The 23,185-nt window shown below is 72.1% G+C and carries 24 protein-coding genes; 9 read left to right on the top strand and 15 right to left on the bottom strand.

Annotated features, from left to right (window positions below; translation table 11 throughout):
* The first annotated feature begins 71 nt into the window (after positions 1 to 71).
* Positions 72 to 884, top strand: a complete 813-nt coding sequence (locus tag ACZ66S_RS01150) for an EI24 domain-containing protein (protein ID WP_469898778.1) — start codon at positions 72 to 74, stop codon at positions 882 to 884.
* Entirely contained in the window at positions 868 to 1,404 is a 537-nt protein-coding gene (locus ACZ66S_RS01145; RefSeq protein WP_469898777.1) for a GNAT family N-acetyltransferase, read from the top strand. The genes ACZ66S_RS01150 and ACZ66S_RS01145 overlap by 17 nt, the downstream gene beginning before the upstream one ends.
* Here ACZ66S_RS01145 and ACZ66S_RS01140 read toward each other — a convergent pair.
* Positions 1,358 to 2,599 carry a pyroglutamyl-peptidase I gene (locus ACZ66S_RS01140; RefSeq protein WP_469898775.1) on the bottom strand — a complete coding sequence of 414 codons (1,242 nt, stop codon included), beginning with the start codon at positions 2,597 to 2,599 and terminating at the stop codon, positions 1,358 to 1,360. The two genes, ACZ66S_RS01145 and ACZ66S_RS01140, sit on opposite strands and share 47 nt — an antisense overlap.
* 75 nt (positions 2,600 to 2,674) lie before the next feature.
* Positions 2,675 to 3,640 (bottom strand): LysR family transcriptional regulator, encoded by a 966-nt coding sequence (locus tag ACZ66S_RS01135; RefSeq protein WP_469898774.1) that lies wholly within the window; start codon positions 3,638 to 3,640, stop codon positions 2,675 to 2,677.
* A 49-nt stretch (positions 3,641 to 3,689) separates the two neighbouring features.
* On the opposite strand from ACZ66S_RS01135, the gene ACZ66S_RS01130 reads away from it, so the two are divergent.
* The gene (locus ACZ66S_RS01130) at positions 3,690 to 4,079 is read left to right on the top strand and encodes a RidA family protein (protein ID WP_469898773.1); all 390 of its coding nucleotides are present in this window, start codon (positions 3,690 to 3,692) and stop codon (positions 4,077 to 4,079) included.
* Between the two features lie 106 nt (positions 4,080 to 4,185).
* Here ACZ66S_RS01130 and ACZ66S_RS01125 read toward each other — a convergent pair whose 3' ends face one another.
* Positions 4,186 to 4,767, bottom strand: a complete 582-nt coding sequence (locus ACZ66S_RS01125; protein ID WP_469899651.1) for a TetR/AcrR family transcriptional regulator — start codon at positions 4,765 to 4,767, stop codon at positions 4,186 to 4,188.
* A 103-nt stretch (positions 4,768 to 4,870) separates the two neighbouring features.
* On the opposite strand from ACZ66S_RS01125, the gene ACZ66S_RS01120 reads away from it, so the two are divergent.
* Positions 4,871 to 7,318 (top strand): glycoside hydrolase family 3 protein, encoded by a 2,448-nt coding sequence (locus tag ACZ66S_RS01120; protein ID WP_469898772.1) that lies wholly within the window; start codon positions 4,871 to 4,873, stop codon positions 7,316 to 7,318.
* Between the two features lie 73 nt (positions 7,319 to 7,391).
* Here the strand turns inward: ACZ66S_RS01120 and ACZ66S_RS01115 are convergent, their stop codons facing one another.
* Both ACZ66S_RS01115 and ACZ66S_RS01110 read right to left on the bottom strand, forming a co-directional pair.
* Positions 7,392 to 8,363, bottom strand: coding sequence for an aldose epimerase family protein (locus tag ACZ66S_RS01115; RefSeq protein ID WP_469898770.1), 972 nt, complete (start codon positions 8,361 to 8,363; stop codon positions 7,392 to 7,394).
* Positions 8,364 to 8,373: 10 nt separating this feature from the next.
* Positions 8,374 to 9,258 (bottom strand): SGNH/GDSL hydrolase family protein, encoded by an 885-nt coding sequence (locus ACZ66S_RS01110; RefSeq protein WP_469898768.1) that lies wholly within the window; start codon positions 9,256 to 9,258, stop codon positions 8,374 to 8,376.
* A gap of 251 nt (positions 9,259 to 9,509) precedes the next feature.
* On the opposite strand from ACZ66S_RS01110, the gene ACZ66S_RS01105 reads away from it, so the two are divergent.
* Positions 9,510 to 10,004 carry a DUF3145 domain-containing protein gene (locus ACZ66S_RS01105; RefSeq protein WP_007381747.1) on the top strand — a complete coding sequence of 165 codons (495 nt, stop codon included), beginning with the start codon at positions 9,510 to 9,512 and terminating at the stop codon, positions 10,002 to 10,004.
* Between the two features lie 88 nt (positions 10,005 to 10,092).
* Here the strand turns inward: ACZ66S_RS01105 and ACZ66S_RS01100 are convergent, their stop codons facing one another.
* The 5 genes from ACZ66S_RS01100 to ACZ66S_RS01080 all read right to left on the bottom strand — a co-directional run bounded on the left by ACZ66S_RS01100 (position 10,093) and on the right by ACZ66S_RS01080 (position 15,034).
* Complete coding sequence (locus ACZ66S_RS01100) at positions 10,093 to 11,373, bottom strand: beta-ketoacyl-[acyl-carrier-protein] synthase family protein (RefSeq protein WP_469898767.1); 1,281 nt, start codon at positions 11,371 to 11,373, stop codon at positions 10,093 to 10,095.
* Positions 11,374 to 11,473: 100 nt separating this feature from the next.
* Positions 11,474 to 11,722 carry an acyl carrier protein gene (locus ACZ66S_RS01095; protein WP_007381745.1) on the bottom strand — a complete coding sequence of 83 codons (249 nt, stop codon included), beginning with the start codon at positions 11,720 to 11,722 and terminating at the stop codon, positions 11,474 to 11,476.
* A 78-nt stretch (positions 11,723 to 11,800) separates the two neighbouring features.
* Positions 11,801 to 12,799: a beta-ketoacyl-ACP synthase 3 gene (locus tag ACZ66S_RS01090; protein WP_469898765.1), complete on the bottom strand. Its 999-nt coding sequence runs from the start codon at positions 12,797 to 12,799 to the stop codon at positions 11,801 to 11,803.
* 16 nt (positions 12,800 to 12,815) lie between these two features.
* Positions 12,816 to 13,739 (bottom strand): ACP S-malonyltransferase, encoded by a 924-nt coding sequence (locus ACZ66S_RS01085; RefSeq protein WP_469898764.1) that lies wholly within the window; start codon positions 13,737 to 13,739, stop codon positions 12,816 to 12,818.
* A gap of 89 nt (positions 13,740 to 13,828) precedes the next feature.
* Positions 13,829 to 15,034: a PucR family transcriptional regulator gene (locus tag ACZ66S_RS01080; RefSeq protein ID WP_469898762.1), complete on the bottom strand. Its 1,206-nt coding sequence runs from the start codon at positions 15,032 to 15,034 to the stop codon at positions 13,829 to 13,831.
* A gap of 93 nt (positions 15,035 to 15,127) precedes the next feature.
* Between ACZ66S_RS01080 and ACZ66S_RS01075 the strand changes: the two genes are divergently transcribed.
* A complete protein-coding gene (locus ACZ66S_RS01075) occupies positions 15,128 to 15,781 on the top strand; it encodes a pirin family protein (protein ID WP_469898761.1) in 654 nt (217 codons plus the stop codon).
* On the opposite strand, the gene ACZ66S_RS01070 is transcribed toward ACZ66S_RS01075, so the two are convergent.
* Both ACZ66S_RS01070 and ACZ66S_RS01065 read right to left on the bottom strand, forming a co-directional pair.
* Positions 15,778 to 16,593: a serine hydrolase domain-containing protein gene (locus tag ACZ66S_RS01070; protein ID WP_469898759.1), complete on the bottom strand. Its 816-nt coding sequence runs from the start codon at positions 16,591 to 16,593 to the stop codon at positions 15,778 to 15,780. The genes ACZ66S_RS01075 and ACZ66S_RS01070 overlap by 4 nt on opposite strands.
* Positions 16,594 to 16,612: 19 nt before the next feature.
* Positions 16,613 to 17,083: a GNAT family N-acetyltransferase gene (locus tag ACZ66S_RS01065; protein WP_469898757.1), complete on the bottom strand. Its 471-nt coding sequence runs from the start codon at positions 17,081 to 17,083 to the stop codon at positions 16,613 to 16,615.
* 97 nt (positions 17,084 to 17,180) lie between these two features.
* Here ACZ66S_RS01065 and ACZ66S_RS01060 point away from each other — a divergent pair, with 97 nt between their 5' ends.
* Both ACZ66S_RS01060 and ACZ66S_RS01055 read left to right on the top strand, forming a co-directional pair.
* A complete protein-coding gene (locus tag ACZ66S_RS01060; protein ID WP_469898755.1) occupies positions 17,181 to 17,645 on the top strand; it encodes a MerR family transcriptional regulator in 465 nt (154 codons plus the stop codon).
* Positions 17,642 to 18,658 (top strand): aldo/keto reductase, encoded by a 1,017-nt coding sequence (locus tag ACZ66S_RS01055; protein ID WP_469898754.1) that lies wholly within the window; start codon positions 17,642 to 17,644, stop codon positions 18,656 to 18,658. The genes ACZ66S_RS01060 and ACZ66S_RS01055 overlap by 4 nt, the downstream gene beginning before the upstream one ends.
* 1 nt (position 18,659) lies before the next feature.
* Here ACZ66S_RS01055 and ACZ66S_RS01050 read toward each other — a convergent pair whose 3' ends face one another.
* From ACZ66S_RS01050 to ACZ66S_RS01040, 3 genes are all read right to left on the bottom strand, one after another.
* Entirely contained in the window at positions 18,660 to 19,508 is an 849-nt protein-coding gene (locus ACZ66S_RS01050; RefSeq protein WP_469898753.1) for a DUF4429 domain-containing protein, read from the bottom strand.
* 67 nt (positions 19,509 to 19,575) lie between these two features.
* The gene (locus ACZ66S_RS01045; RefSeq protein WP_469898751.1) at positions 19,576 to 20,793 is read right to left on the bottom strand and encodes an alpha/beta hydrolase; all 1,218 of its coding nucleotides are present in this window, start codon (positions 20,791 to 20,793) and stop codon (positions 19,576 to 19,578) included.
* A gap of 54 nt (positions 20,794 to 20,847) precedes the next feature.
* Positions 20,848 to 21,483, bottom strand: coding sequence for a TetR family transcriptional regulator (locus ACZ66S_RS01040; RefSeq protein WP_469898750.1), 636 nt, complete (start codon positions 21,481 to 21,483; stop codon positions 20,848 to 20,850).
* A 66-nt stretch (positions 21,484 to 21,549) separates the two neighbouring features.
* Between ACZ66S_RS01040 and ACZ66S_RS01035 the strand changes: the two genes are divergently transcribed.
* Positions 21,550 to 23,169, top strand: coding sequence for an MFS transporter (locus ACZ66S_RS01035; protein ID WP_469898748.1), 1,620 nt, complete (start codon positions 21,550 to 21,552; stop codon positions 23,167 to 23,169).
* Positions 23,170 to 23,185: the final 16 nt, after the last annotated feature.

Raw genomic sequence — 23,185 nt, 5'->3', positions numbered from 1 at the left:
GCAAGTCGGGTGCCCGGACCGGGCCCACGGCCGTGTCCGCTGCCGGAGAGTCACCCGATAGGGTGCGGGACATGCGTGATCTCGGGGCGGGTTTCCACTATCTCCTGAAGGGCCAGCGGTGGGTGGCCCGGCACGGCAAGCAGTACGGCTTCGGACTGGTCCCGGGTCTGATCACCCTGGTGCTGTACGTGGCGGCACTGGTGGCTCTGGCCGCCTGGGGCGAGGACGCGGTGTCCTGGGCGACCCCCTTCGCCGACGACTGGTCGAGCCCCTGGCAGGGACTGTTCCGGGGCTTCCTCACGGCGGTCCTGTTCGCGCTGGCCCTCCTCCTCTCGGTCCTGACCTTCACCGCGGTCACCCTCCTCATCGGCCAGCCCTTCTACGAGAACCTCTCCGAGAAGGTCGACCGGGACGTCTCCCCGGACGGCACCGCCCCCGAGTCGGGCCTGCCGCTCTGGCGCGAACTGTGGATCTCGGCAAGGGACAGCCTGCGGATCGTGGTCCGGGCGGCCCTGTGGGCGGTCCTGCTCTTCGCCCTCGGCTTCGTCCCCGTCGTCGGGCAGACCGCGGTCCCGGTGCTCGGCTTCTTCGTGACCGGCTTCTTCCTCACCGAGGAGCTCACCGCGGTGGCCCTCCAGCGCCGCGGCGTCGAACTCCGCGCCCGTCTGGCCCTCCTGCGCTCCCGCAAGACCCTCATCTGGGGCTTCGGCACCCCCCTCGGCCTGTCCTTCCTGGTCCCCTTCGTCGCCGTGTTCCTGATGCCGGGCGCGGTGGCGGGAGCCACGCTGATGGCCCGGGAACTGCTGGGGGAGGAGACGCGGGACGGGGACGAGGAGCACGACCCGTCGGACGAGGAAGCCGTACCGGGTGAACTCGGCGCCTGAGCCGACGATCCGCCCGGCGACGCACGCGGACGCGGACGCGGTCTTCCGGCTGCTGTGCGACTTCGCCACCACCTACCGTCCCGACCGCGCCCGCTACGAGACGGTCACCTTTCCCCAGGTGCTGCGGGCCGCCGCCGAGAACCGGGCCGAGTTCCTGGTCGCCGAGCACGGCACACGGGTCGTGGGCTACGCCTACGCGGCCCGGCTGCCGACCCTGTTCGCCGGCGGCACCGTCCTCGAACTCCTGGAACTGGCCGTGGACGCGGCCCTGCGCGGCCGGGGCACGGGCTCCCGGCTCGTCCGCGAGATCCAGGACCGTGCCCGGCGGGCTGGCGACACGGAGGTCACCGTGCCGACGCGCCGGGCCGCCGACTTCTACCGGCGCCTGCACTTCACGGCGACGGCGGCCTTCCTGAAGTGGCCCGTCCCGCCCGCCGGAACCCGGCCTGCGCCCCCCGCCCCGCCCGGCGGGCCTACGCCCCCGCCGCCACCGACACGATCGCCCGCACCTGCGCGATGATGTCCAGCCGGTTGCGCACGAACTCCGGATCCGTCACCGTCCCCGTCGCCGGATCCGTGTTCCCCGTCCCGAACTGCAGCACCGGCGTGTGCACATGGCCGCCCGGCAGGACGTCGTGCAGCCCGAGCCGGTCCCGCAGCAGCGTGACCCGGTACGCGATCTCGTTGGACAGGTAGTCCCCGCCGCCGCCCGCCCTCGCCGTGGACCCCGGGGTCGGCCCGTCCGGACGGACGACCGGCTGCGTGCCTCCCGCCGGGATCTCGGTCACGCTCGTGTTGTCGTAGACGGGAAAGCGCCCGGTGTCCGCGTCCACGATCGCCTTGTACGGCAGCGTGGTCGTCGTCCACTGCGGCTGCGAGGCCGGGTCGGCGACCGGGACCGTCCCCGTCACCCCGATGTTGTCGTTGTCCGCGAACCCGCCCCGCCAGGCCCCGTTGGTCCGCTCGACGTCGATCCGGCCCACCCGTCCCTGACTCACGGTGGTGAAGAGGTCCACCTTCCGCAGGTACGGCCGCAGCGCCCGCTCCACCGTCCCGTCGGTGAAGTCCTGCCAGCGCACCGGGAACACCACGGTCTCCACCCGCGCCGGCCCGTCGGCGGTCTCGATCACCGTCCCGTCGAGGGCCAGCGCGGTGGCCCCGGACGGGTTCGAGATCCGTATGTCCCGGTCCAGCGTGAACGGGTCGAACCCGGTCACGAGCACCCGCTTCAGCCGCCCGCCCGCCGGGTACCGCACGGCCGTCTGCCCTCGCGAGGTCCGCTCCAACTCGCCGAGCAGAGCCGCCCGTTGCGTCTCGGACAGTCCGAACGACGGCTCCCAGGTGCGCACCGCGCGGGTCATGCCCAGCCGCGCCCAGTACAGCGGCCGGTCGTCGTCCCGGCTCAGGTCCCCGCCGGCCGGTCCCCGCCCCTGTGCCCGGTCCACGGCCCGCTTCCACAGCGCGGACCCCTGCCGTACGACGACGTGCCGCGCCTCCGCGTAGGAACGCGCCGATCCGAGCGCCCGGGCGAGACGCGTCGGCACGGCGTCGAATCCGGACCGTTCGAGGATCTCCCGCGGCACGGCCTGGTCGAGCCGCCGCTCCTCCACGGTGGGCGAGGGCGCGTCCGCGGCCGTCGCCGGACTCGTGGAGACCGCCGGCCCCGCGAGCAGGGCCAGTCCGAGGATGCCGATCCGAACACGTAGGGATGTCAAGGGAGTTCAGGTCCTTCCGTCGCTGTGGGGCGCGAGTGGTGCCGGACCACGGCAGTATCGCGTGACGGAAGTGGTCTACGCCATGGGGAGGGACGTGCGGGGCATCCGGCTCGCCGCCTCCCGCAGCGCCCCGACGAACGCCTCCACGGCCGGCGAGGACGACCGCCCCCGCGGGGTCGCCGCGTACACCGCCCGGGCCGGAGCCCCCTCGTCGAGCACCGGGAGCAGGACGACGTCCGGGCGCACGGACTCCGCGGCGAGCGCCGGGACCAGCGTGACCCCGAGCCCGGCGGCGACGTACCCCTGCTTGGCGGTCCACTCGCCGACGACGTGCGCGATCCGCGGCCGGAAGCCCTGGCGCAGGGCAGCGTCGAGGAGCGTCCCCTCGGGGCGGGCGCTGCCGGCGATCCAGTCGGCGTCCGCGAGCCGCCCGAGCCGCACCGGCCCGCCGCCCGCACCGACCAGCGGATGCCCGGCCGGCACGGCGACGTACAGCGACTCGTCGAGCAGATGGCGGAGTTCGTACGCCGACAGCGGCGCCCCGCCCGTCGTGGAGACGACCGCGAGGTCCAGCCGCCCCTCGGTGAGCCCGTCCAGCAGCGACGGGGTGAGGCCCTCCTCGCGGGAGACCCGCACGCCCGGGTGACGGGTGCGGAAGACGCCGAGGGCGTGCGGGACCAGGGCCGCGTCGGCGGTCGGGAACGCCCCGAACCGCAGGTGCCCGCCGGTCAGTTCACGCAACGCCGCCAGCTCGCGCGCGACCCCCTGGAGGGCCCCGGTGACGGTCTGCGCGTACGGCACGAGCACCCGCCCCGCCTGCGTCAGCCGGACACCCCGCGGCAACCGGTCGAACAGCGGCGCCCCGCCCAACGCCCCCTCCAGCGAGGAGATCTGCCGGGACACCGCGGACTGCGTCCAGCCCAGCGTGCGCGCGGCCACGGTGAACGACTCGTGCCGGGCCACCTCCAGGAAGACCCGCAGCCAGACGGTCGCGAGATCGGGAGGCAGCTCGATGCGATGCGGGTTCGGCATGGCAGCCATGCTGGACATTCGCTTGTCGCATCGCAAGGGCGGACCTAGCGTCGACGGCATGCAGATCACCCTGGACAACCCCGCCGGCGCGCCCCAGCCCCTGAGCCCCTACTACTCCCAGGTCGCCCGCGTCGAACAGGCCGACGGCAGCGCCCTGTTGTTCGTCTCCGGGCAGATCGCGGAGGGCGCCACGCTCGCCGAGCAGTCCCGGGGCGTCTTCGAGACACTGGCCGCGCTGCTGGAGGCGCACGGGGCGACCCTGGCCGACGTCGTCAACATCCGCACCTGCCTCACGGACATCTCGGAGCTGGACCAGTACGGCGCCGTACGCCGTGAGTTCCTCACCGGCGCCCCGCCCACCAGCATGACCTTCGAGGTGCCCCGCCTGTTCCGTCCGGAGGCCCGCATCGAGATCGAGGTCGTGGCGGCGGTCCCGGCGCGCGGGTGATCCAGCGGCCCGGGAAGGTGGCCGTGCTCTGCCGGGCGTGGGGGCGGCCCTGGCCCTCGCGTGCGTCCTCGGCAGGACACTCGCCGCCGTCCGGAGCCGCCGGCCCTCACTCCGCCGGCTCGCCCAGCAGCCTGAGGAAGTCCCGGAACGCGCCCGGCATGTCCACCGACTCCGGGTCCAGCAGCCACTGGTACTGCAGGCCGTCCATGACGGCGACCAGCAGCGGCGCGGTGCGTTCCGGGGTCAGCCCGTTGGGGAGGCGGTCGCCGTACTCCGCGCGCAGGGCGACCGCCATCGTCGCGCGCACCCGGGTGTAGCGGTCGGTGAAGTACTCCCGTGCCGGATGCCCCTCCGTCACGCTCTCGCCGAGCAGGGCCGAGAAGGTCTGGATGATGCCGGGCCGCATCGCGTTGTACTCGACGAGCGAGGCGAGCAGGTCGACCCGCCAGGTGCCGTTCGGCACGGCGTCCCACTTGTCCCGCTCCTCCAGCACCGCGACCAGCAGCGCGTCCTTGGTCGGGAAGTGGTGCAGCAGCCCCTGCTGGGTCAGCCCGACCCGCTCGGCCACCGCGGCCAGGCTCGCGCCCCGGTAACCGCGCTCGGCGATGACCTCCACGGCCGCCCGGACGATCTCGGCCCGGCGCTCCTCGCTTCTGGTCCTGGCGTTCATGGCGTCACCGTACGACATGGCACTCCAGGTCATATAACGGCAAGGTAACGAAACCTACCGCTCGCCAGGTAATCGATGCACGATGAGAGGACCGCACGGACTTCAACGAGGAGGCACCGCCATGGCGGCACCCGAGGGACCCGAGGGCATCACCCCCGCCGACCAGGCCCGCGAGGCGGCCGTCGAGGCCGCACTGGCCCGGCTCGATCTGGACGCCAAGGCCCGGCTCCTGGCCGGCCAGGACATGTGGACCCTGCCCGCGCTCCCCGGGATCGGCCTGGCCTCCCTCGTCATGTCCGACGGCCCGATCGGCGTCCGGGGCGTGCGCTGGAGCGCCGACGACCCCTCGATCGCCCTGCCCTCCCCGACCGCGCTCGCCGCCGCCTGGGACCCCGAACTCGCCCGCAGGGCAGGCCACCTCCTCGCCCAGGAGGCCCGCCGCAAGGGCGTCCACGTCCTGCTGGCCCCCACCGTCAACCTCCACCGCTCCCCGCTCGGCGGCCGCCACTTCGAGGCCTACAGCGAGGACCCCTGCCTGACCGGGCGGATCGGCGCCGGGTACGTCACCGGCGTGCAAGAGGGCGGTGTCGGCACCACCGTCAAGCACTTCGTCGCCAACGACGCCGAGACCGACCGCTTCACCGTGAACAACGTCGTCGGCGAACGCGCCCTGCGCGAGCTCTACCTGGCGCCCTTCGAGCACATCGTGGAGAACGCCCACCCGTGGGGCATCATGACCGCCTACAACACGGTCAACGGCACGACGATGACCGAGCACCACCACCTCGTCAACGAAGTGCTGCGCGGCGAATGGGGCTTCGACGGCTTCAACGTCTCCGACTGGACGGCCGCCCGCTCCACCAAGGCCGCCGTCGAGGGCGGCCTCGACGTCGCCATGCCGGGCCCGAGGACCGTCTACGGCGAGGCCCTCGCCCAGGCGGTGCGCGACGGCGAGGTCGAGGAGAGCACGGTCGACACGGCCGTACGCAACGTGCTGCGGCTCGCCGCCCGCGTCGGCGCCCTGGACGGCGCCGAACCCGTGGTCACCGAGCTCCCGGACCCCGTCGACGGCATCGGGCTGGCCCGCGAGATCGCCCGCCGCGCCTTCGTCCTGGTCCGCAACCAGGGGGCCCTGCCGCTGAAGCCGGGCACGGTCGCCGTCATCGGCGCCGCCGCCCGGGACGCCCGGGTCCTCGGCGGCGGCTCCGCCACCGTCTTCCCGGACCGGGTCGTCTCCCCCCTCGACGGCCTCACCGCCGCCCTGCCCGAGGGCACCGTGACCTACGCCCTCGGCGCCGACCCCAACACCGAACTCGCCGTCGCCGGCCAGGGGTTCACCCTGCGGGCGGTGTGCCGGGACGCGGCGGGGGACGTCATCGGCACGAGGTCCGCCCCCAACGGCCACATCCAGTGGATGGGTTCGGACCTCCCCGAGGGCGTCACCCACGACCGGCTGCACACCGTCGAGCTGACCGGCACCTTCACCCCGCGCGAGAGCGGCACGCACACCTTCGGCATCAAGGGACTCGGCGCCTTCAGGCTGGTCGTCGACGGCACGACGTACTACGACGACGTCCAGCGCGCCGACAAGGACGACCCGTTCATCACCTTCTTCGGTGCCCCCGAGCCCCGCGCCCGGGTCGAACTGACCGCGGGCGAGCCGGTCGAGGTCTCCCTGACCCATGTGGTCGCCCTGCCCGAGGACGTCCCGATGAAGGTCGTCACGTTCTCCCTGGCCCACCAGGACCCCCGGCGCGCGCCCGACGAGCTGATCGCCGAGGCCGTCGAGGCGGCCCGGAACGCCGACACGGCCGTCGTCGTGGTCGCCACCACCGAGCGCGTCGAGTCCGAGGGCTACGACCGCCGGGACCTTACCCTCCCGGGCAACCAGGACGAGCTGGTCCGCGCGGTCGCCGCCGCCAACCCGAACACCGTCGTGATCGTCAACTCCGGTTCCCCGGTGGAACTGCCCTGGCGCGAGGACGTCGCGGCCGTCCTGCTCGGCTGGTTCCCCGGCCAGGAGGGCGGCGCGGCCCTCGCCGACGTGCTGACCGGCGCCCACGAACCGGGCGGCCGTCTGCCCACCACCTGGGGCGCCCTGGCCGACGCCCCGGTCACCCGGGTCGTCCCGACCGGCGGCGAACTCCACTACTCCGAAGGCGTGTTCATCGGGTACGCGGCCTGGGAGAAGGCGGGCCGCACCCCCGCCTACCCCTTCGGCCACGGCCTCGGCTACACCGACTGGACCTACGAGTCCGTCGAGGTCCGTGGCAGCACCGTCCGGGTCCGGCTGCGCAACTCCGGCGCCCGGCCGGGCCGCGAGGTCGTCCAGGTCTACCTGGCGCCCGCCGAACCCGACGCCGAGCGCCCGGCCCGCCGGCTCGCCGGATTCGCCGGCGTGGAGGCCGGCCCCGGCGAGAGCGTCGAGGCCCTCGTGGAGATCCCGCGCCGGGCTTTCGAGATCTGGGACGAGAAGACCTCATCGTGGTCGTATGTGAAGGGTTCGTACGAAATCCAGGTGGGGCGGTCGATCGGCGACCGCCGGGTGACCGTGACGATTAACGTCTGATCACAGGGGGCACAGCCCTCGCACAAGCAGCCCCGGCCCGGGACCTGACCCCTGGGCCGGGGCTCGTGCGTGCTCAGCGCGTGCCGAAGCCGTACACCGTCTCCGAGCGGTACACCTCGCCCGGCCGCAGCACCGTGCTCGGGAACTCCGGGCGGTTCGGGGAGTCGGGGAAGTGCTGCGTCTCCAGCGCGATGCCGTCGCCCGGCGCGAAGGGCTCGGGCAGATGGTCCCCGGTGTAGAGCTGGAGTCCCGGCTCGGTGGTCGCCACCGTCAGCACCCGCCCGGACGCGGGGTCGTACAACTCGGCGACCTCGACGGCCTCCTCGGTGATCCCCTTGTCGAGCACGAAGTTGTGGTCGTAGCCGGAGCCGACCTTGCGCGCCTGACGGAAGTCGAACCGGGTGTCCGCGACCTCCGCCACCCCGGTCGGGATCAGGTCCGCGTCGACCGGGGTGTACCGCGAGGCGTCGACGCGCAGTTCGTGCCCGCCCGCGTTCCCGGACCCGGCCAGGTTGAAGTAGCTGTGGTTGGTCAGGTTCACCGGGGTCGGCGCGTCGGTGACCGCCTCGTACGAGATCCGCAGTGCCCCCGACTCGTCCAGGCGGTACGTCCCCGAGACCTCCAGGCGCCCCGGGAAACCCTCCTCGCCGTGCGGGCTGACCCGGCTCAGCCGCACCCCGTGCGCCCCGGCGGGCTCCATGTCCCACACCCGCTTGTCGAAGCCGTTCTCACCGCCGTGCAGGGAGTTGGGCGCGTTGTTGGGCGCGAGCGCGTACGTCACCCCGTCCAGCTCGAAGCGGGCGCCCCCGATCCGGTTCGCGTACCGCCCGACGAAGGCCCCCAGATACGGGTCCGGGTGCTCCAGGTACCCCTCCAGCCCGGCGAAGCCCAGCACCACGTCCGCCGCCCGCCCGTCCCGGTCCGGGACCTCGACCGACTGCACGATCCCGCCGTACGACAGGATCCGCACGCGGACGCCAGCGCGCTCCAGGGTCCAGCGGTGCACCGGGGTGCCGTCGGGAAGTGTGGCGAAGAGTTCGTTCATGTGCGGAACTTTAGGACACGGACCTGACCTTGCGATATGCGATCTCCGCCAGCCGCGCCTGTCCGTTCACGCTCGGATGGAACCAGTCCCAGTGGCTGAGCTGCTCGGTGCCGAACCGGTAGTCGTACACCGCGCCCCCGTCGTACCGGCACCGCTCGTCCCCGGCGCACACCTCCTCCAGTACGGCGTTGTAGGCCTCCACCCGCTGCTGCACGGTGTCCCGCCGCGCGGTGGCGGCCGCGTCCAGCGCGTCCGCGTCGGCCAGCATCGAGGGGCACACGCCCAGCTTCCACACCTGCTTGCCCAGCGGATTGGTGCGGCCCTCGGACCACAGCCGCTTGAGGTTCGGCACGCTCGCCACGTAGACCTGCGCCTTGGGCGCCGTCCTGCGCAGCACGGCGAGCGCGTCCTCGAAGCCGGCGCGGAAGTCGGCCACCGACGTCATCGCCGCCGTGGAGTCCCGGCAGGCGTCGTTGGCGCCCACCATCACGGTGACCAGCGCCGGCGTGCGCGCGGCCGCCTGGGCCATCTGCGTCGACAGGTCGGCCATCCGCGACCCGGAGACCGCGTAGTTCCAGCTCCGCTCGGCCGCCTTCGTCCGGCCCAGCAGCCGTACGGCCAGCGAGTCGACCCGGGTGCTGGCCCCGGTGGCCCAGGACACGTCGGGGCAGTCCTTCAGCACCCCGCACGCGTCGAAACCGCGGGTGATGGAGTCACCGACGGCAGCGATCGAGGCCGGGCTGCTGTCCCAGGCCGGGGTCGGCTTCGGCGAGGGCTTGGCCTCCGGGGTCGGCCCCGCCGAGTCGCCGCCCACGGCGTCACAGCCGGCGATCCCCACAAGAGCCGCCGTCAGAACGGCGACGACGACCCGCGAGCGGTGGCCCTGCATCCGCATCCGTGGTGTTCCCCTCGTGAGAATGATGGTCCTCTCATGACAACGCACGGGAGTTCCCGGCGGCCCCGAGGGAACGATCGGCACCCGTACACGCGTCCTGCCGGGTGAATGGCGGGCGTTTCAGGGCATCGGGACCGACGGTACGTCACACTCCTTGCTCCGCCGCACGGTAGCCTCGCCATCAACGTGGCTGCCCGCCATCGCCGCCATGCCAGCCAGCAAGACTTGTCCCGCTCTGCCCGGAGGTCCCGGTGACGACACGTGGAGTTCTGTACGTGCACTCCGCGCCGCGCGCGCTGTGCCCGCACGTCGAGTGGGCCGTCGCCGGGGTGCTCGGCACGCGCGTCAACCTCGACTGGATCCGGCAGCCGGCCGCGCCGGGCACCTGGCGCTCGGAGTTCTCCTGGAAGGGCGAGGTGGGCACGGCGTCCAAGCTCGCCTCCGCCCTCAGAGGCTGGCACCTGCTGCGCTTCGAGGTCACCGCCGAGCCCTGCCCCACCGCGGAGGGCGAGCGCTATAGCTGCACGCCCGAGCTCGGCATCTTCCACGCCGTCACCGGCATCCACGGCGACATCCTGATCCCGGAGGACCGCCTGCGCGCGGCGCTGACCCGCTCGCAGCGGGGCGAGACCGACCTGGAGGCCGAGCTCGCCAAGCTCCTCGGCAAGCCCTGGGACGACGAGCTGGAGCCGTTCCGGTACGCCGGCGAGGGCGCCCCGGTCCGCTGGCTGCACCAGGTGGTGTGACTCCCCGGCGCAGATGCGGATGACCCCCCTGCACGGAAAGGGCCCCCACCGACCGGTGGGGGCCCTTTCCGTTGCGTACGGACGGTTCTCAGACCGTGCGGAACGCCAGTACGACGTTGTGCCCGCCGAACCCGAACGAGTCGTTCAGCGCGGCGATACGGCCCTCCACGGGCAGCTTGCGGGCCTCGCCGCGGACGACGTCGGCGTTGGCCTCCGCCTCCGGGTCGAGGTTCTCGACGTTGATGGTCGGCGGAGCCACCCGGTGGTAGAGGGCGAGGACGGTCGCGACCGTCTCCACGCCGCCCGCGCCACCGAGCAGGTGACCGGTCATCGACTTGGTGGCGGACACGGCCATGTGGTCCGCGTCGTCGCCGAAGACCTTGCGCAGCGCCTTGAGCTCGGCGATGTCACCGGCCGGGGTCGACGTGGCGTGCGCGTTGACGTGCACGATCTCCGTCGGGTCCAGGTCGGTGCGGTCCAGCAGGTTCTGCAGGGCGTGCGAGATGCCGCGGCCCTCCGGCTCCGGCTGCACGATGTCGTGGGCGTCGGCGGAGATGCCCTGGCCGACCGCCTCGGCGTACACCCGCGCACCGCGCCCGGCGGCGTGCTCGGCGGACTCCAGGACGACGACACCGGCGCCCTCGCCGAGGACGAAGCCGTCCCGGGCGACGTCGTAGGGACGCGAGGCGCCCTCGGGGTTCTCGTTGTTCTTGGACATCGCCATCATGTTGCCGAACGCGGCGATGGGCAGCGGGTGGATCGCCGCCTCCGTGCCACCGGCGACGACGACGTCGGCCCGGCCGGTACGGATCATCTCGATGGCGTAGCCGATGGCCTCGGCGCCCGACGCGCAGGCGGAGACCGGGGTGTGCACACCCGCGCGGGCGCCGACGAGCAGACCCACGTTGGCGGACGGGCTGTTGGGCATCAGCATCGGCACGGTGTGCGGGGAGACGCGGCGGACGCCCTTCTCCTTGAGCACGTCGTACTGGTCGAGCAGGGTCGTGACACCACCGATGCCGGAGGCGATGACGGCGCCGAGACGGTCGGGGTCGACCTCGCCGACGGAACCGTCCTCACCGGCCTTGCCCTCGAAACCGGCGTCGGCCCACGCCTCCTTGGCCGCGATCAGCGCGAACTGCGCCGAGCGGTCCAGTCGTCGGGCCTGCGGCCGGGGGATGACCTCGGTCGGCTCCACCGCGATCTGCGCGGCGATACGGACCGCCTGCTCGGCGGCCCACTCCTGCTCCAGGGGCTTGACGCCGGACTTGCCGGCGACCAGACCCTCCCAGGTAGAGGCTGCGTCGCCACCCAGCGGTGTGGTTGCGCCGATACCGGTGACGACCACGGTGCGATTGGTCGGGCTCACGGGAAATCTTTCTCCAACGTTACGAGGATTAAGCGGCGCCACCGCCGGGTGGCGGGGCCGGCACGTCCGGCCTGGAGGCTCCGGGCGGAGCCCGGGGGACTCAGGCCTGGTGCTTGAGGATGTAGTCGGTGGCGTCGCCGACCGTCTTGAGGTTCTTGACGTCGTCGTCCGGGATCTTGACGTCGAAGCGCTCTTCGGCGGCGACGACGACCTCGACCATGGACAGCGAGTCGACGTCCAGGTCGTCGGTGAAGGACTTGTCCAACTGGACGTCCTCAACCGGGATGCCGGCGATCTCGTTCACGATGTCGGCGAGACCGGCGACGATCTCTTCCTGAGTGGCGGCCATGGTGGCGCTCCTTCGTTTTCTTATCCAGAGGGTTGGCAGTGCTTCCCGTCCCGGACCGAGTGATCCGGCACGGAGTGCCTAGGGGAGGGTAACGACAGTGGCGGCGTAGACGAGACCCGCCCCGAATCCGATGACGAGCGCGGTGTCGCCGCTCTTCGCCTCACCGGTCGCCAGGAGCCGCTCCATCGCGAGCGGGATAGAGGCGGCCGAGGTGTTGCCGGTGGTGCGGACGTCCCGCGCGACCGTGACGTGCTCCGGCAGCTTCAGCGTCTTCACCATCGAGTCGATGATCCGCTCGTTGGCCTGGTGCGGGATGAAGACGTCCAGGTCGCTCGGGCTGATCCCGGCCGCGTCCAGCGCCTGCTGGGCGACCTTCGCCATCTCGAACACGGCCCAGCGGAACACCGCCTGGCCCTCCTGCGTGATCGCGGGGAACTTGTCCGTGGAACTGTCGTACTCGTTCCACGCGACGGTCTGCTTGATCGTCTCGGACTTGTCGCCCTCGGAGCCCCAGACCGTGGGGCCGATCGCGGGTTCCTTGGAGGGGCCGACGACGACCGCGCCGGCGCCGTCGCCGAACAGGAAGGCGGTGGCACGGTCCTCCAGGTCGGTGAGGTCGGAGAGCCGCTCCACGCCGATGACGAGGACGTACTCCGCCGAACCCTCGACGATCATGCCCTTGGCGAGGGTGAGGCCGTAGCCGAAGCCCGCGCAGCCGGCCGAGATGTCGAAGGCGGCGGCCTTGTTCGTGCCCAGCTTGTCGGCGATCTCCGTCGCCACCGCCGGGGTCTGCTTGAAGTGCGAGACGGTCGAGACGATCACGCCACCGATCTGCTCGGCGGAGATCCCGGCGTCGGCGATCGCCTTGCCGGACGCCTCGATCGACATCGCGGCGACGGTCTCCTCGGCGTTCGCCCAGTGCCGGGTCTGGATGCCGGAGCGCGAGCGGATCCACTCGTCGGACGAGTCGATCGTCTCGAGGATCACCTCGTTCGGCACGACCCGGGTGGGGCGGTAGCCGCCGACACCGAGGATGCGCGCGTACGGGGCGCCCTTGCTGGGCTTGATCTTCGACATGCTCTCGTGCTCCTTCTCAGGCACTGTGCTCGGCGATGAGCGCGCGAGCAGCGTCGAGGTCGTCGGGGGTCTTGAGCGCGAGCGTCTTGACGCCGGGCAGCGCGCGCTTGGCGAGGCCGACCAGCGTGCCGCCGGGGCAGACCTCGATGAACGCGGTGGCGCCGAGCTCCTTGAAGGTCTCCATGCACAGGTCCCAGCGGACCGGGTTGGCGACCTGGCCGACCAGCCGCTCCAGCACCTCGGCGCCGGTGGCGACGGCCTGCCCGTCCTTGTTCGAGACGTACGTGACCTTCGGGTCGGCCGGCGTCAGATCGGCGGCGGCCTTGGCCAGCGCGTCCACCGCGGGGGCCATGTGGTGGGTGTGGAAGGCACCGGCGACCTGGAGCGCGACGATCTTGCGGACGCCCTCGGGCTTGTCGTCGTTCAGGGCGGCGAGCTGCTCCAGCGTGCCCGCGGCGACGATCTGGCCGGCGCCGTTGACGTTCGCCGGGGTCAGGCCCAGCTTCTCCAGGTGCGCCACGGAGACCTCGGGGTCGCCGCCGAGCAGCGCCGACATGCCGGTCTCGGTGATCGCGGCGGCGTCGGCCATGGCCAGACCCCGCTTGCGCACGAGGGTGAGGGCGGCGGTGTCCTCCAGCACGCCCGCGAAGGCCGCGGCGGTGATCTCACCGACGCTGTGCCCGGCGACCGCGCCGGGGGCGATGTCACCGAGGGCACCGAGTGCCGAGGCGGACAGGATTCCGGCCGCGACCAGCAGCGGCTGGGCCACGGAGGTGTCGCGGATGGCGTCCGCGTCGGCCTGTGTGCCGTAGTGGGCGAGGTCCAGTCCGATGGCGTCGGACCACGCGGCGACGCGGTCCGCGGCACCGGGGAGTTCGAGCCAGGGAGTCAGGAAGCCGGGCGTCTGGGCGCCCTGGCCGGGAGCGACGAGTACGAGCACTCTCACACTCTCTCTTGAGGGCGGCCCAAGCCGCCCGTGGGGACAGGGACGAAGAACAGGAGGGGGTTTTGTGGGCCCCCGACAAAAGCCTAGGGCTGGAGATCTCCGTCGGCCAGACGCCCCAGGATGAGCGCGATCCGCAAGGTGAACGCCGAACGTACATCGGAGGGCGACCAGCCGGTGACGTCAGTCACACGTCGAAGCCGGTAGCGCACGGTGTTCGGATGCACGAAGAGCATCCGGGCCGCGCCCTCCAGACTGGACGCCTGTTCGAGATAGACGGAGAGCGTCTCCAGGAGCGCGGAACCGGCCTCCTCCAGCGGTCTGTAGATCTCCTCCACCAACTGCTCGCGCGCACTGGGATCGCCGGCCATCGCGCGTTCCGGAAGCAGGTCGTCCGCCAGGACCGGGCGCGGGGCGTCCTGCCAGGCGGAACACGCCTTGAGGCCGGCGGCGGCCGCCTGCGCGGACCGGGTCGCGGCCAGCAGATCGGGGACGACGGGCCCGGCCACCACGGGTCCGGCCGCGTACGGCCCGATCAGCGACTTGGCCACGGCGAGCGGGTTGTCGCTGCCGCCCGCGATCACCACCAGCCGGGCCCCGAGCACCCCGGTCAGCACCTGGAGCTTGGCGTGCCGGGCGGCCCGCCGGATGGCCTCGACGGTCAGCTCCGAGTCACCGTCGGGAGCGGTGCCGAGGACCACGCAGACGTGCTCGGGCGCGTTCCACCCGAGAGCCGCCGCCCGGCTCACGGCCCCTTCGTCGGCCTCCCCGCTGAGCACGGCGTTCACGACGAGCGACTCCAGCCGGGCGTCCCAGGCACCGCGTGCCTCGGCGGCCTGGGCGTAGACCTGCGCGGTCGCGAAGGCGATCTCCCGGGCGTACACCAGGAGCGCCTCCCGCAGCACGCTCTCGTCGCCGGGGGCGGCGACCTCGTCGATGGCCGACTCCATGACCTCGATGGTCGTCCGCACCATCTCGACGGTCTGGCGCAGGGTGATGGCCCGGGTCAGCTCGCGGGGCGCGGTGCCGAACACATCGGTGGAGATGGCCTGCGGGGCGTCCGGATGCCGGAACCACTCGGTGAAGGCCGCGATGCCGGCCTGGGCGACCAGCCCGATCCAGGAACGGTTCTCCGGGGGCATCGCCCGGTACCACGGCAGCGTCTCGTCCATGCGCGTGATGGCCTGCTGCGCGAGCGACCCGGACGACTTCTCCAACCGCTTCAGAGTCGCGGCATGAGCGTGGGGGCCGGGCGCGGCGGGGTCGGACTTGCGGTGTTCGGGTTCGGGCACGGGGACAAGACTGCCTTATCCGGACGTCAGTGCGCGCCGCCGGGTACCGACTGACGCCCCACCCGCGGCCCGCCCTGCCACTACCGTGGTCCCGTGACGGACGTACGGCGCGCCGCGGAGCGCTACCCAGGCGGGGACCCCGGGACCGGAATCGAGTCGTGGCACGCCTTCTCGTTCGGGCCGCACTACGACCCCGACAACCTCCGGTTCGGCGCGCTGATCGCCTGCAACGAGGAGCGGCTCGTGCCCGGCGCCGGATTCGACGAGCATCCGCACAGCCACACCGAGATCGTCACGTGGGTGGTCGAGGGCGAGCTGACGCACCGCGACTCCACCGGGCACGAGACGGTCGTGCGGCCCGGTGACGTGCAGCGGCTGAGCGCCGCCGCGGGCGTCCGGCACGTCGAGCGCAACGACGCCGAGACCCCGCTGACCTTCGTGCAGACCTGGCTCGCGCCCCTGGAGCCCGGCGGCGAGCCGTCGTACGAGATCGTCCGCGGGATCGCCGACTCGACGCCGTACGCCGTCCCGGAGGCGGGCGCGATGCTGCACGTGCGGCGGCTGGGCGCGGGGGAGCGGACCGCGGTGCCCGACGGCCGGCATCTGTACGTCCATGTCGTGCGGGGCGAAGTGCGCCTGGACGGCGAGGAGTTGACAGCCGGGGACGCGGCCCGGGTCACCGACGCCGAGGCGCTGGACCTGGTGGCGGTGACCCCGGCCGAACTGCTGGTGTGGGAGATGTCCTAGAGGCCGGCGAGCACCGCGTCGGTGAACGCGGGCCACGCCTCGACCGCCCACGGCCCGAACGCGCGGTCCGTCAGCGCCACGCAGGCCGCCCCCGCGTCCGGGTCGATCCACAGGAACGTGCCGGACTGGCCGAAGTGCCCGAAGGTGCGCGGCGAGGACGCGGAGCCCGTCCAGTGCGGGGACTTGGAGTCGCGGATCTCGAAGCCGAGGCCCCAGTCGTTGGGGTTCTGGTGGCCGTAGCCGGGGAGCACGCCCTTGGCGCCCGGGTACTGGACGGTCATCGCCTCCGCGACCGTCCGCGGGTCCAGCAGTCGCGGCGCCTGCACCTCGGCCGCGAACCGCAGCAGGTCCTCGACCGTCGACACGCCGTCTCTCGCGGGGGAGCCCTCCAGGGACGTCGACGTCATGCCCAGCGGCTCCAGGACCGCCTGGCGCAGGTACTCCGCGAACGGGATGTCCGTCGCCTTGGCGACATGGTCGCCGAGCTGCTCGAAGCCCGCGTTGGAGTACAGCCGCCGCTCGCCGGCAGGGGCCGTCACCCGGTGCTCGTCGAAGGCGAGCCCCGAGGTGTGCGCGAGCAGGTGGCGCACGGTCGATCCGCTCGGCCCGGCCGGCTCGTCGAGCTCGACCGCCCCCTCCTCGTACGCGACGAGGACGGCGTACGCGGCGAGCGGCTTGGTGACCGAGGCCAGCGGGAAGCGGTGGCCGGTCGGACCGTGGGTGCCGAGGACGGTGCCGTCGGCCCGCACCACCCCCGCCGCGGCGCTGGGAACCGGCCAGTTTTCGATCAACGCGAGGCTCTGCAAGGACATGGCGTCGAGCGTAAGCGGCTCAGAGGGTCAGCATCATCGTGGGGTCCGGCTTGGGGACGAAGCCGAGGGAGGCGTAGAGCGGCTCGGCCTCCGGGGACGCGGTCAGCATCACCTGGCCGGCGCCCCGCTCCCGGAACCACGCCAGCAGTTCGTCCATGCACGCGCGCGCGTAGCCGCGCCGACGGGCCCCCGGGTCGGTGGCGACGCTGAAGACGTACCCGGCCAGCCCGTGCGGGTTGGCCGCCTTCCCGATCCGGTAGTCGACCGTCCCCGCCACCAGCGCGGCCAGCGCCCCCGGCCGCTCCGGGTGGTCGACGACGAAGGCCGCGAAGTCCCCGTCGGCCTCGGCCAGCCTTCTCCGCAACGACGGCAGTGCCTCCGTGTGCCACCCTGTGGAGGCGTCCCCGCCGGGCAGGGCGTCGATCATCACCTGGCGCAGACGCAGCACTTCTTCGGCGTCCTCGGTCGTGGCACGGCGTACGTCACTCATGACCCGCACGCTAGCGACCGCCCCCGGGGCGCGTCCTGCCGATTTCTTACCGGTACCGCTTGCTTGGAGTGCACTCCAAGGTTCTAGCGTTGGGGTCATGACGGTGATGGAGACCACGGGTACCAGGACCGAGAGCTGTGCGGCCCCGCCGCACCCCCACCGGCGTCCGCTGGGGCAGGACAGTTACACGATCAGCGAGGTCGTCGCCTTCACCGGCCTGACCGCGCACACCCTGCGCTGGTACGAGCGCATCGGCCTGATGCCGCACATCGACCGCTCGCACACCGGCCAGCGCCGCTACAGCAACCGCGACCTCGACTGGCTCGACCTCGTCGGCAAGCTCCGGCTCACCGGCATGCCGGTCGCCGACATGGTGCGGTACGCGGAACTGGTGCGCGAGGGCGACCACACGTTCACCGAACGGTTCGAGCTCCTGGAGACGACCCGCCGGGACGTCCTGTCCCGGATCGCGGAACTCCAGGACACGCTCGCCGTACTCGACCGGAAGATCAGCTTCTACGCCGAAGCCGGTCGCGCCTACGAAACGGAGAAGGCCGGATGACGGACCGCACCATCCCGACCGCACGGCTCGGCGACACCGGCCCCGCGGTCGGCGTCCAGGGCCTGGGCTGCATGGGCATGAGCTTCGCCTACGGCCCCGCGGACGCGAAGGAGTCCCGGGCCACCCTGGAGCGGGCCCTGGAGCTCGGCGTCACGCTCTACGACACGGCGGACGCCTACGGCGACGGCGAGAACGAGAAGTTCCTGTCGCCGTTCTTCAGGGCCCACCGCGACGAGGTCGTGATCGCCACCAAGTTCGCCCTGGCGATACCTCCGGACGACCCGACCCGGCGGATCATCCGCAACGACCCGCCGTACATCCGCAAGGCGGTCGAGGCGAGTCTGAAGCGCCTGGACGTCGACGTGATCGACCTCTACTACATGCACCGGCGCGACGTGAACGTGCCGATCGAGGAGACCGTCGCCGTCATGGCCGAGCTGGTGCGCGAGGGCAAGGTCAAGCACCTGGGCCTGAGCGAGGTCACCGCCGGTGAGCTGCGCACGGCGCAGGCCGTCCACCCGATCGCCGCCGTGCAGTCGGAGTGGTCCCTGTTCAGCCGGGACATCGAGGCCCAGGTGGTGCCGGCCGCCCGCGAACTGGGCGTCGCCCTCGTCCCGTACTCCCCGCTCGGCCGCGGCTTCCTCACCGGGTCCTTCACCAACGCGGACAAGGACCTCACCGCCGACGACTTCCGCCGCCAGCAGCCCCGCTTCACGGGCGACAACGCCACGGCGAACGCGGCCCTGCTGGAGCCCGTCCGCACGGTCGCCGACGCCCACGGCGTCTCCCTGGGCCAGATCGCCCTGGCCTGGGTCCAGCAGCAGTCCGAGGTCCACGGCCTCCCGGTCGTGCCGATCCCGGGCACCCGCAAGCCCACCCGGGTCGAGGAGAACGCGGCGGCGACGAGGATCGAGCTCACCAAGGAGGAGCTGGAGCTCCTGGAGCCGATCGCGGGCCAGGTGGCGGGCGACCGGTACGCGGACATGCGGTTCTCGTCGGCGGGCCGCGAGTAGGTCAGAGCTCCGCCAGCAACTCCGCCTTCTTCACGGAGAACTCCTCGTCGGTGACCAACCCGGCCTGGTGCAGCTCCCCGAGATGGCGAATCCGTTCGGCGATGTCCGCGGGGTCCCGGCGTGGCGCGGTCACGGCCGGGACCGCTGCCGCCGGCCCCCGCTGCCGTACGGCCGCGAGCACCGCCGCCGCGAAGGGCAGCGACTCGTGAACGGGCCCGTAGCCCAGGCCGAACACCACGGCCGCCGGATCCTGGTCGGCCTGCACCGGCCCCGACTCGCCGCGCAGCAGCCGCAGATGGCCCTCGAAGACCTCCGGTGACCGCCACTCGACACCCGTCAGCTCGGACACCGGGAAGCTCTGGTCGCCGGCCTTCCACTTCGCCGAGGACGCCCCGGTCCAGAACCAGCGGAAGTTCACGGTACGGCCGTCGAAGGACGCCTTCCCGTCGTACGCCTTGAACTGCAGGGGCGCTTCGGGCGCCGGCACCAGGAAGCGTTCCGCCGGTTCGTCGTCCTGTTTCAGCAGCGCGCGCAGCTCGTCCGCGTAGTACTCGGCGAGCGTCTCCTTGTCGGCCGGCAGGACCAGCCGGTACGGGTCGCACCCTTCCTTGAGCTGCCCCGCCGCCGCCTCCATGAGCGGATCCGCCCCGGGCCGCGGCTCGGCGTGCAGCACCACCGTGCCCCGCTTGCCGGGAGTCAGCGTCACCCCGGAGATCGCCTCCAGGGGAATCCGTCGTTCCCCCAGTGCCTGGAAGAGCTTCGGTGTGCGAATCCCCCGTTCGTAGCGGATGAGCACGGAGTCGGACTCGAACTCCCAGGCGGCATGAAATCCGGCCAGTACGTCACCCATGCGGGTCATCGTATTCGGCACGAGCTCCTTCGTCCCCTCCTCGCGCAGACCGCAGTTCCTGCTGTCTCTACGCGCGTCCGGCCTCGGCCGTGCCGGACAAACCGGCGCGGCAGGCTTCGTCCTCGTGGGCGCAGTGCACCGAGCGGTATGCGCCAATGCCGATCTCGGCGAAGTTGAGCAGACTCTCCGTTCCGGGTTGGAAGTAACCGGCGTGCCCGTCGGCACCCCGCGCGGACAGCACACGCGCGCCGAACGCGGAGGACACCGGGTCGGCGCCGTGGCCGAGCCCGCCGACCTCCAGGTACGGCACGTCCTGGATCCAGTCGTCGGCGTCCCGCATCGCCCACACCCGGGCGGTGGTGCGCAGGTGGGAGGCGTTGGCGACCCGCATCCCGGGGCTGCCGGCCACCGCGATGTCGGCCACCCGGCCGGGCAGCGTGTGCGCGGCCACCCCGCACACCACCGAGCCGTAGCTGTGGCAGAACAGGGAGACCGGCGAGGTGCCGGGCAGGGCGCGCACCAGCGCGTTGAGCCGGACGGCGCCGCTCTCGGCGCGCATCGCGGTGGCCGAGTCGATGCCGAGTCCGGCGGGCGCGGTGTAGTCGGCCCAGGCGATCACCGCCGTGCGCGTGGCCGGGCTCGCCTCCCGCTCGGCCCGGTAGAGGGCCTTGGCCATGCCGACCGGCGCCGACCAGCTCCGGCTGGTGCGCTGGAAGGTGAGCACGTCGGTGTCGACGCCGGGCACGACGACGGAGACCCGCTGTGCCGTGCCGAGGTCGCCGAAGACCTCGGCGACCCGGCCGGAGCCGTCCGGGTCGAAGGCGAGGATGTGGCGCTCCGGGGCGGTCAGCGCCTCGAAACGGTGCATACGGCGGCCCGCCTCCTGCTGACCGGCCGGTGTGAGCCGGGTGTCGTGCAGACGGGCGCGCTCGACGGTTCGGGCCTGCAACAACGCGAGGCGGTTGGCCTGGTAGCGCAGGGTGACGGGGGCGCCGTTCATGTTGCCGACCGCGAGCGGGTAGCGCTGGGCGAGGCGGACCCGCTCCTGGGAGGTGAGGGAGGCGAAGAACCGGGTGAGCCGGGCGGGGGCGGTGTCCGGGTCCGGCAGCCGGTGTCCGTGGAGGCGGCCGTGCGCCCAGGACTGGAGCGAGGCCTGGAGCGGGGTGGCCTCCCGGTGGTTGCGCAGAGCGGTCCAGCCGGTGGTCGCCAGCATCACGAACACCACGGCCAGCGCGAGCAGTGCGCGCCAGACGTTGAGTTGCGGGGAGGTGTCGAAGGAAGTCACTGAAAGGACACACTAGGAGAACGGGACGGTCTCGGGTTAATCGAGTGACGGGTATCACGTTTTGGTGTAAGGGGACCACTTGCCGGTCAGCGCTGGTCCCAGCAGCTCCAGGTGGGAGACCGTCAGCGCGCGCATGGCCTCCAGGCTGAACTCCCCGTCCGTCAGCCACTGGCGTTCCGTCACCCGCATCACCCCGCTGAAGACGGCCACCAGCAGCCGGGGCCGCGGGTCGGTCGCCGGGTCGAGGCCCTCGCGTTCGGCGAGCACGCGCGTGAGCACCTCCTCGACCTCCGCGGACCGCCGCAGATGGGCGGCGAGCAGGACGGGGGTCGACTCGATCACCCGGTACAGGGCCAGGAACCGGGCCACGGGTACGACCGACTCGACGACCTCGTGCAGGGTGTCCCACCCCTCCAGTACGGCCTGGCGCAGCGCCTCCAGCGGCGGCTCGTGCGCGGGGCGGGCGCGTACGGCGTCGACGAAGTGCGCCACCGTCATCTCGTCGAGCGCGAGGGCCGCGTCCTCCTTGCCGGCGAAGTAGCGGAAGAAGGTGCGCTGCGAGACCCCCACGGTGTCGGCGATCTCGTCCACGGTCGTGCGGTCGTAGCCCCGGGTGGTGAAGAGTTCGACCGCGACCCTGAGCAGGGCCTCCCGGGTGCGCTGTTTCTTGCGTTCGCGCAGTGTTTCCATTGGTGTCAGTTACCGACTTGTGAATTGGTTTGTCAATTGTCAGCGGCTGTCACTAGCCTCGAACACATGACTAGTCAGACCACCATCGACACGACGGGGCCGGGGGACGGGGCGTCTCGGTCCGCGTCGGATCAGCCGTCCGCCTCCGGGCGGCGCGGCCACCCCTGGCTCACCCTCCTGACCGTGGCCGTCGGCGTCATGATGGTGGCGCTCGACGGCACCATCGTGGCGATCGCCAACCCGGCCATCCAGGCCGACCTCGAGGCCAGCTTCGCGGACGTCCAGTGGATCACCAACGGCTACTTCCTCGCGCTGGCGGTCGCCCTGATCACCGCGGGCAAGCTCGGTGACCGCTTCGGCCACCGGCAGACCTTCCTGATCGGTGTCGTCGGTTTCGCCGCCGCCTCGGGTGCGATCGGACTGTCCAGCAGCATCGCCGCGGTCGTCACCTTCCGGGTCCTGCAGGGCCTGTTCGGCGCCCTGCTGATGCCGGCCGCGCTCGGTCTGCTGCGGGCCACCTTCCCGGCCGAGAAGCTCAACATGGCCATCGGCATCTGGGGCATGGTCATCGGCGCCTCCACCGCCGGCGGCCCGATCCTCGGCGGTGTCCTCGTCGAGCACGTCAACTGGCAGTCGGTGTTCTTCATCAACGTGCCGGTGGGTGTCCTCGCCCTCGTCCTCGGAGTGCTCATCCTCCTGGACCACCGTGCCGAGAACGCGCCGCGCTCCTTCGACCTGCTCGGCATAGCCCTGCTGTCCGCCGCCATGTTCTGCCTGGTGTGGGCGCTCATCAAGGCCCCGACCTGGGGCTGGGGCGACGGGCTGACCTGGACCTTCATCGCCGCCTCCGTGGTGGGCTTCGTGCTGTTCGCCTTCTGGGAGACGAAGGTCAAGGAGCCGCTGATCCCGCTCGGCCTGTTCCGCTCGGTCGCGCTGTCCGCGGGTGTGGTCCTCATGGTCCTCATGGCGGTCGCGTTCCTGGGCGGCCTGTTCTTCGTGACCTTCTACCTCCAGAACGTGCACGGCATGAGCCCGATCGACGCGGGCCTCCACCTGCTCCCGCTCACCGGCATGATGATCGTCGGCTCCCCGCTCGCGGGCTTGATGATCACCAAGCTCGGCCCGCGGATCCCGCTGGCGGGCGGCATGGCGGCCACCGCGATCGCGATGTACGGCATGTCCACGCTGGAGACGGACACCGGCAGCGCCCTGATGTCCCTCTGGTTCGCCCTGCTCGGCCTCGGCCTCGCGCCCGTGATGGTCGGCGCCACCGAGGTCATCGTGGGCAACGCGCCCATGGAGCTCTCCGGTGTGGCCGGCGGTCTCCAGCAGGCCGCGATGCAGATCGGCGGCAGCCTCGGTACGGCCGTCCTCGGCGCCGTGATGGCGTCCAAGGTCGACAGCGACCTCGCGGGCAACTGGAAGGACGCGGGCCTGCCGGCGCTGACGCCGGCCCAGCTCGACCAGGCGTCGGAGGCCGTCCAGGTGGGTGTCCCCCCGATCGCCAAGGGGACCCCGGCCGAGATCGCGGCGAAGATCACCGACGTCGCGCACGACACCTTCATCTCCGGGATGAGCCTCGCGTCGCTGGTCGCCGCGGGTGTCGCCGCGTTCGCCGTCCTCGTGGCGCTGCTCACCAAGCGCGGCGAGAACGCGGAGGCGGGGGCGGGCGTCGGCCACATCTGACGCCTGACGAGACGTC

This window comes from Streptomyces sp. NPDC107471, assembly GCF_055582845.1.
The sequence above is the reverse complement of the archived record's forward strand: the minus strand, read 5'-3'. Positions and strand labels throughout refer to the sequence as shown.

Coding starts and splice junctions, on each gene's coding strand:
- ACZ66S_RS01150 (WP_469898778.1), top strand. CDS start 72: ATGCGTGATCTCGGGGCGGGTTTCCACTATCTCCTGAAGGGCCAGCGG.
- ACZ66S_RS01135 (WP_469898774.1), bottom strand. CDS start 3,640: ATGGCTGCCATGCCGAACCCGCATCGCATCGAGCTGCCTCCCGATCTC.
- ACZ66S_RS01130 (WP_469898773.1), top strand. CDS start 3,690: ATGCAGATCACCCTGGACAACCCCGCCGGCGCGCCCCAGCCCCTGAGC.
- ACZ66S_RS01125 (WP_469899651.1), bottom strand. CDS start 4,767: ATGTCGTACGGTGACGCCATGAACGCCAGGACCAGAAGCGAGGAGCGC.
- ACZ66S_RS01120 (WP_469898772.1), top strand. CDS start 4,871: ATGGCGGCACCCGAGGGACCCGAGGGCATCACCCCCGCCGACCAGGCC.
- ACZ66S_RS01115 (WP_469898770.1), bottom strand. CDS start 8,363: ATGAACGAACTCTTCGCCACACTTCCCGACGGCACCCCGGTGCACCGC.
- ACZ66S_RS01110 (WP_469898768.1), bottom strand. CDS start 9,258: ATGCGGATGCAGGGCCACCGCTCGCGGGTCGTCGTCGCCGTTCTGACG.
- ACZ66S_RS01095 (WP_007381745.1), bottom strand. CDS start 11,722: ATGGCCGCCACTCAGGAAGAGATCGTCGCCGGTCTCGCCGACATCGTG.
- ACZ66S_RS01090 (WP_469898765.1), bottom strand. CDS start 12,799: ATGTCGAAGATCAAGCCCAGCAAGGGCGCCCCGTACGCGCGCATCCTC.
- ACZ66S_RS01070 (WP_469898759.1), bottom strand. CDS start 16,593: ATGTCCTTGCAGAGCCTCGCGTTGATCGAAAACTGGCCGGTTCCCAGC.
- ACZ66S_RS01065 (WP_469898757.1), bottom strand. CDS start 17,083: ATGAGTGACGTACGCCGTGCCACGACCGAGGACGCCGAAGAAGTGCTG.
- ACZ66S_RS01060 (WP_469898755.1), top strand. CDS start 17,181: ATGACGGTGATGGAGACCACGGGTACCAGGACCGAGAGCTGTGCGGCC.
- ACZ66S_RS01055 (WP_469898754.1), top strand. CDS start 17,642: ATGACGGACCGCACCATCCCGACCGCACGGCTCGGCGACACCGGCCCC.
- ACZ66S_RS01050 (WP_469898753.1), bottom strand. CDS start 19,508: ATGGGTGACGTACTGGCCGGATTTCATGCCGCCTGGGAGTTCGAGTCC.
- ACZ66S_RS01040 (WP_469898750.1), bottom strand. CDS start 21,483: ATGGAAACACTGCGCGAACGCAAGAAACAGCGCACCCGGGAGGCCCTG.
- ACZ66S_RS01035 (WP_469898748.1), top strand. CDS start 21,550: ATGACTAGTCAGACCACCATCGACACGACGGGGCCGGGGGACGGGGCG.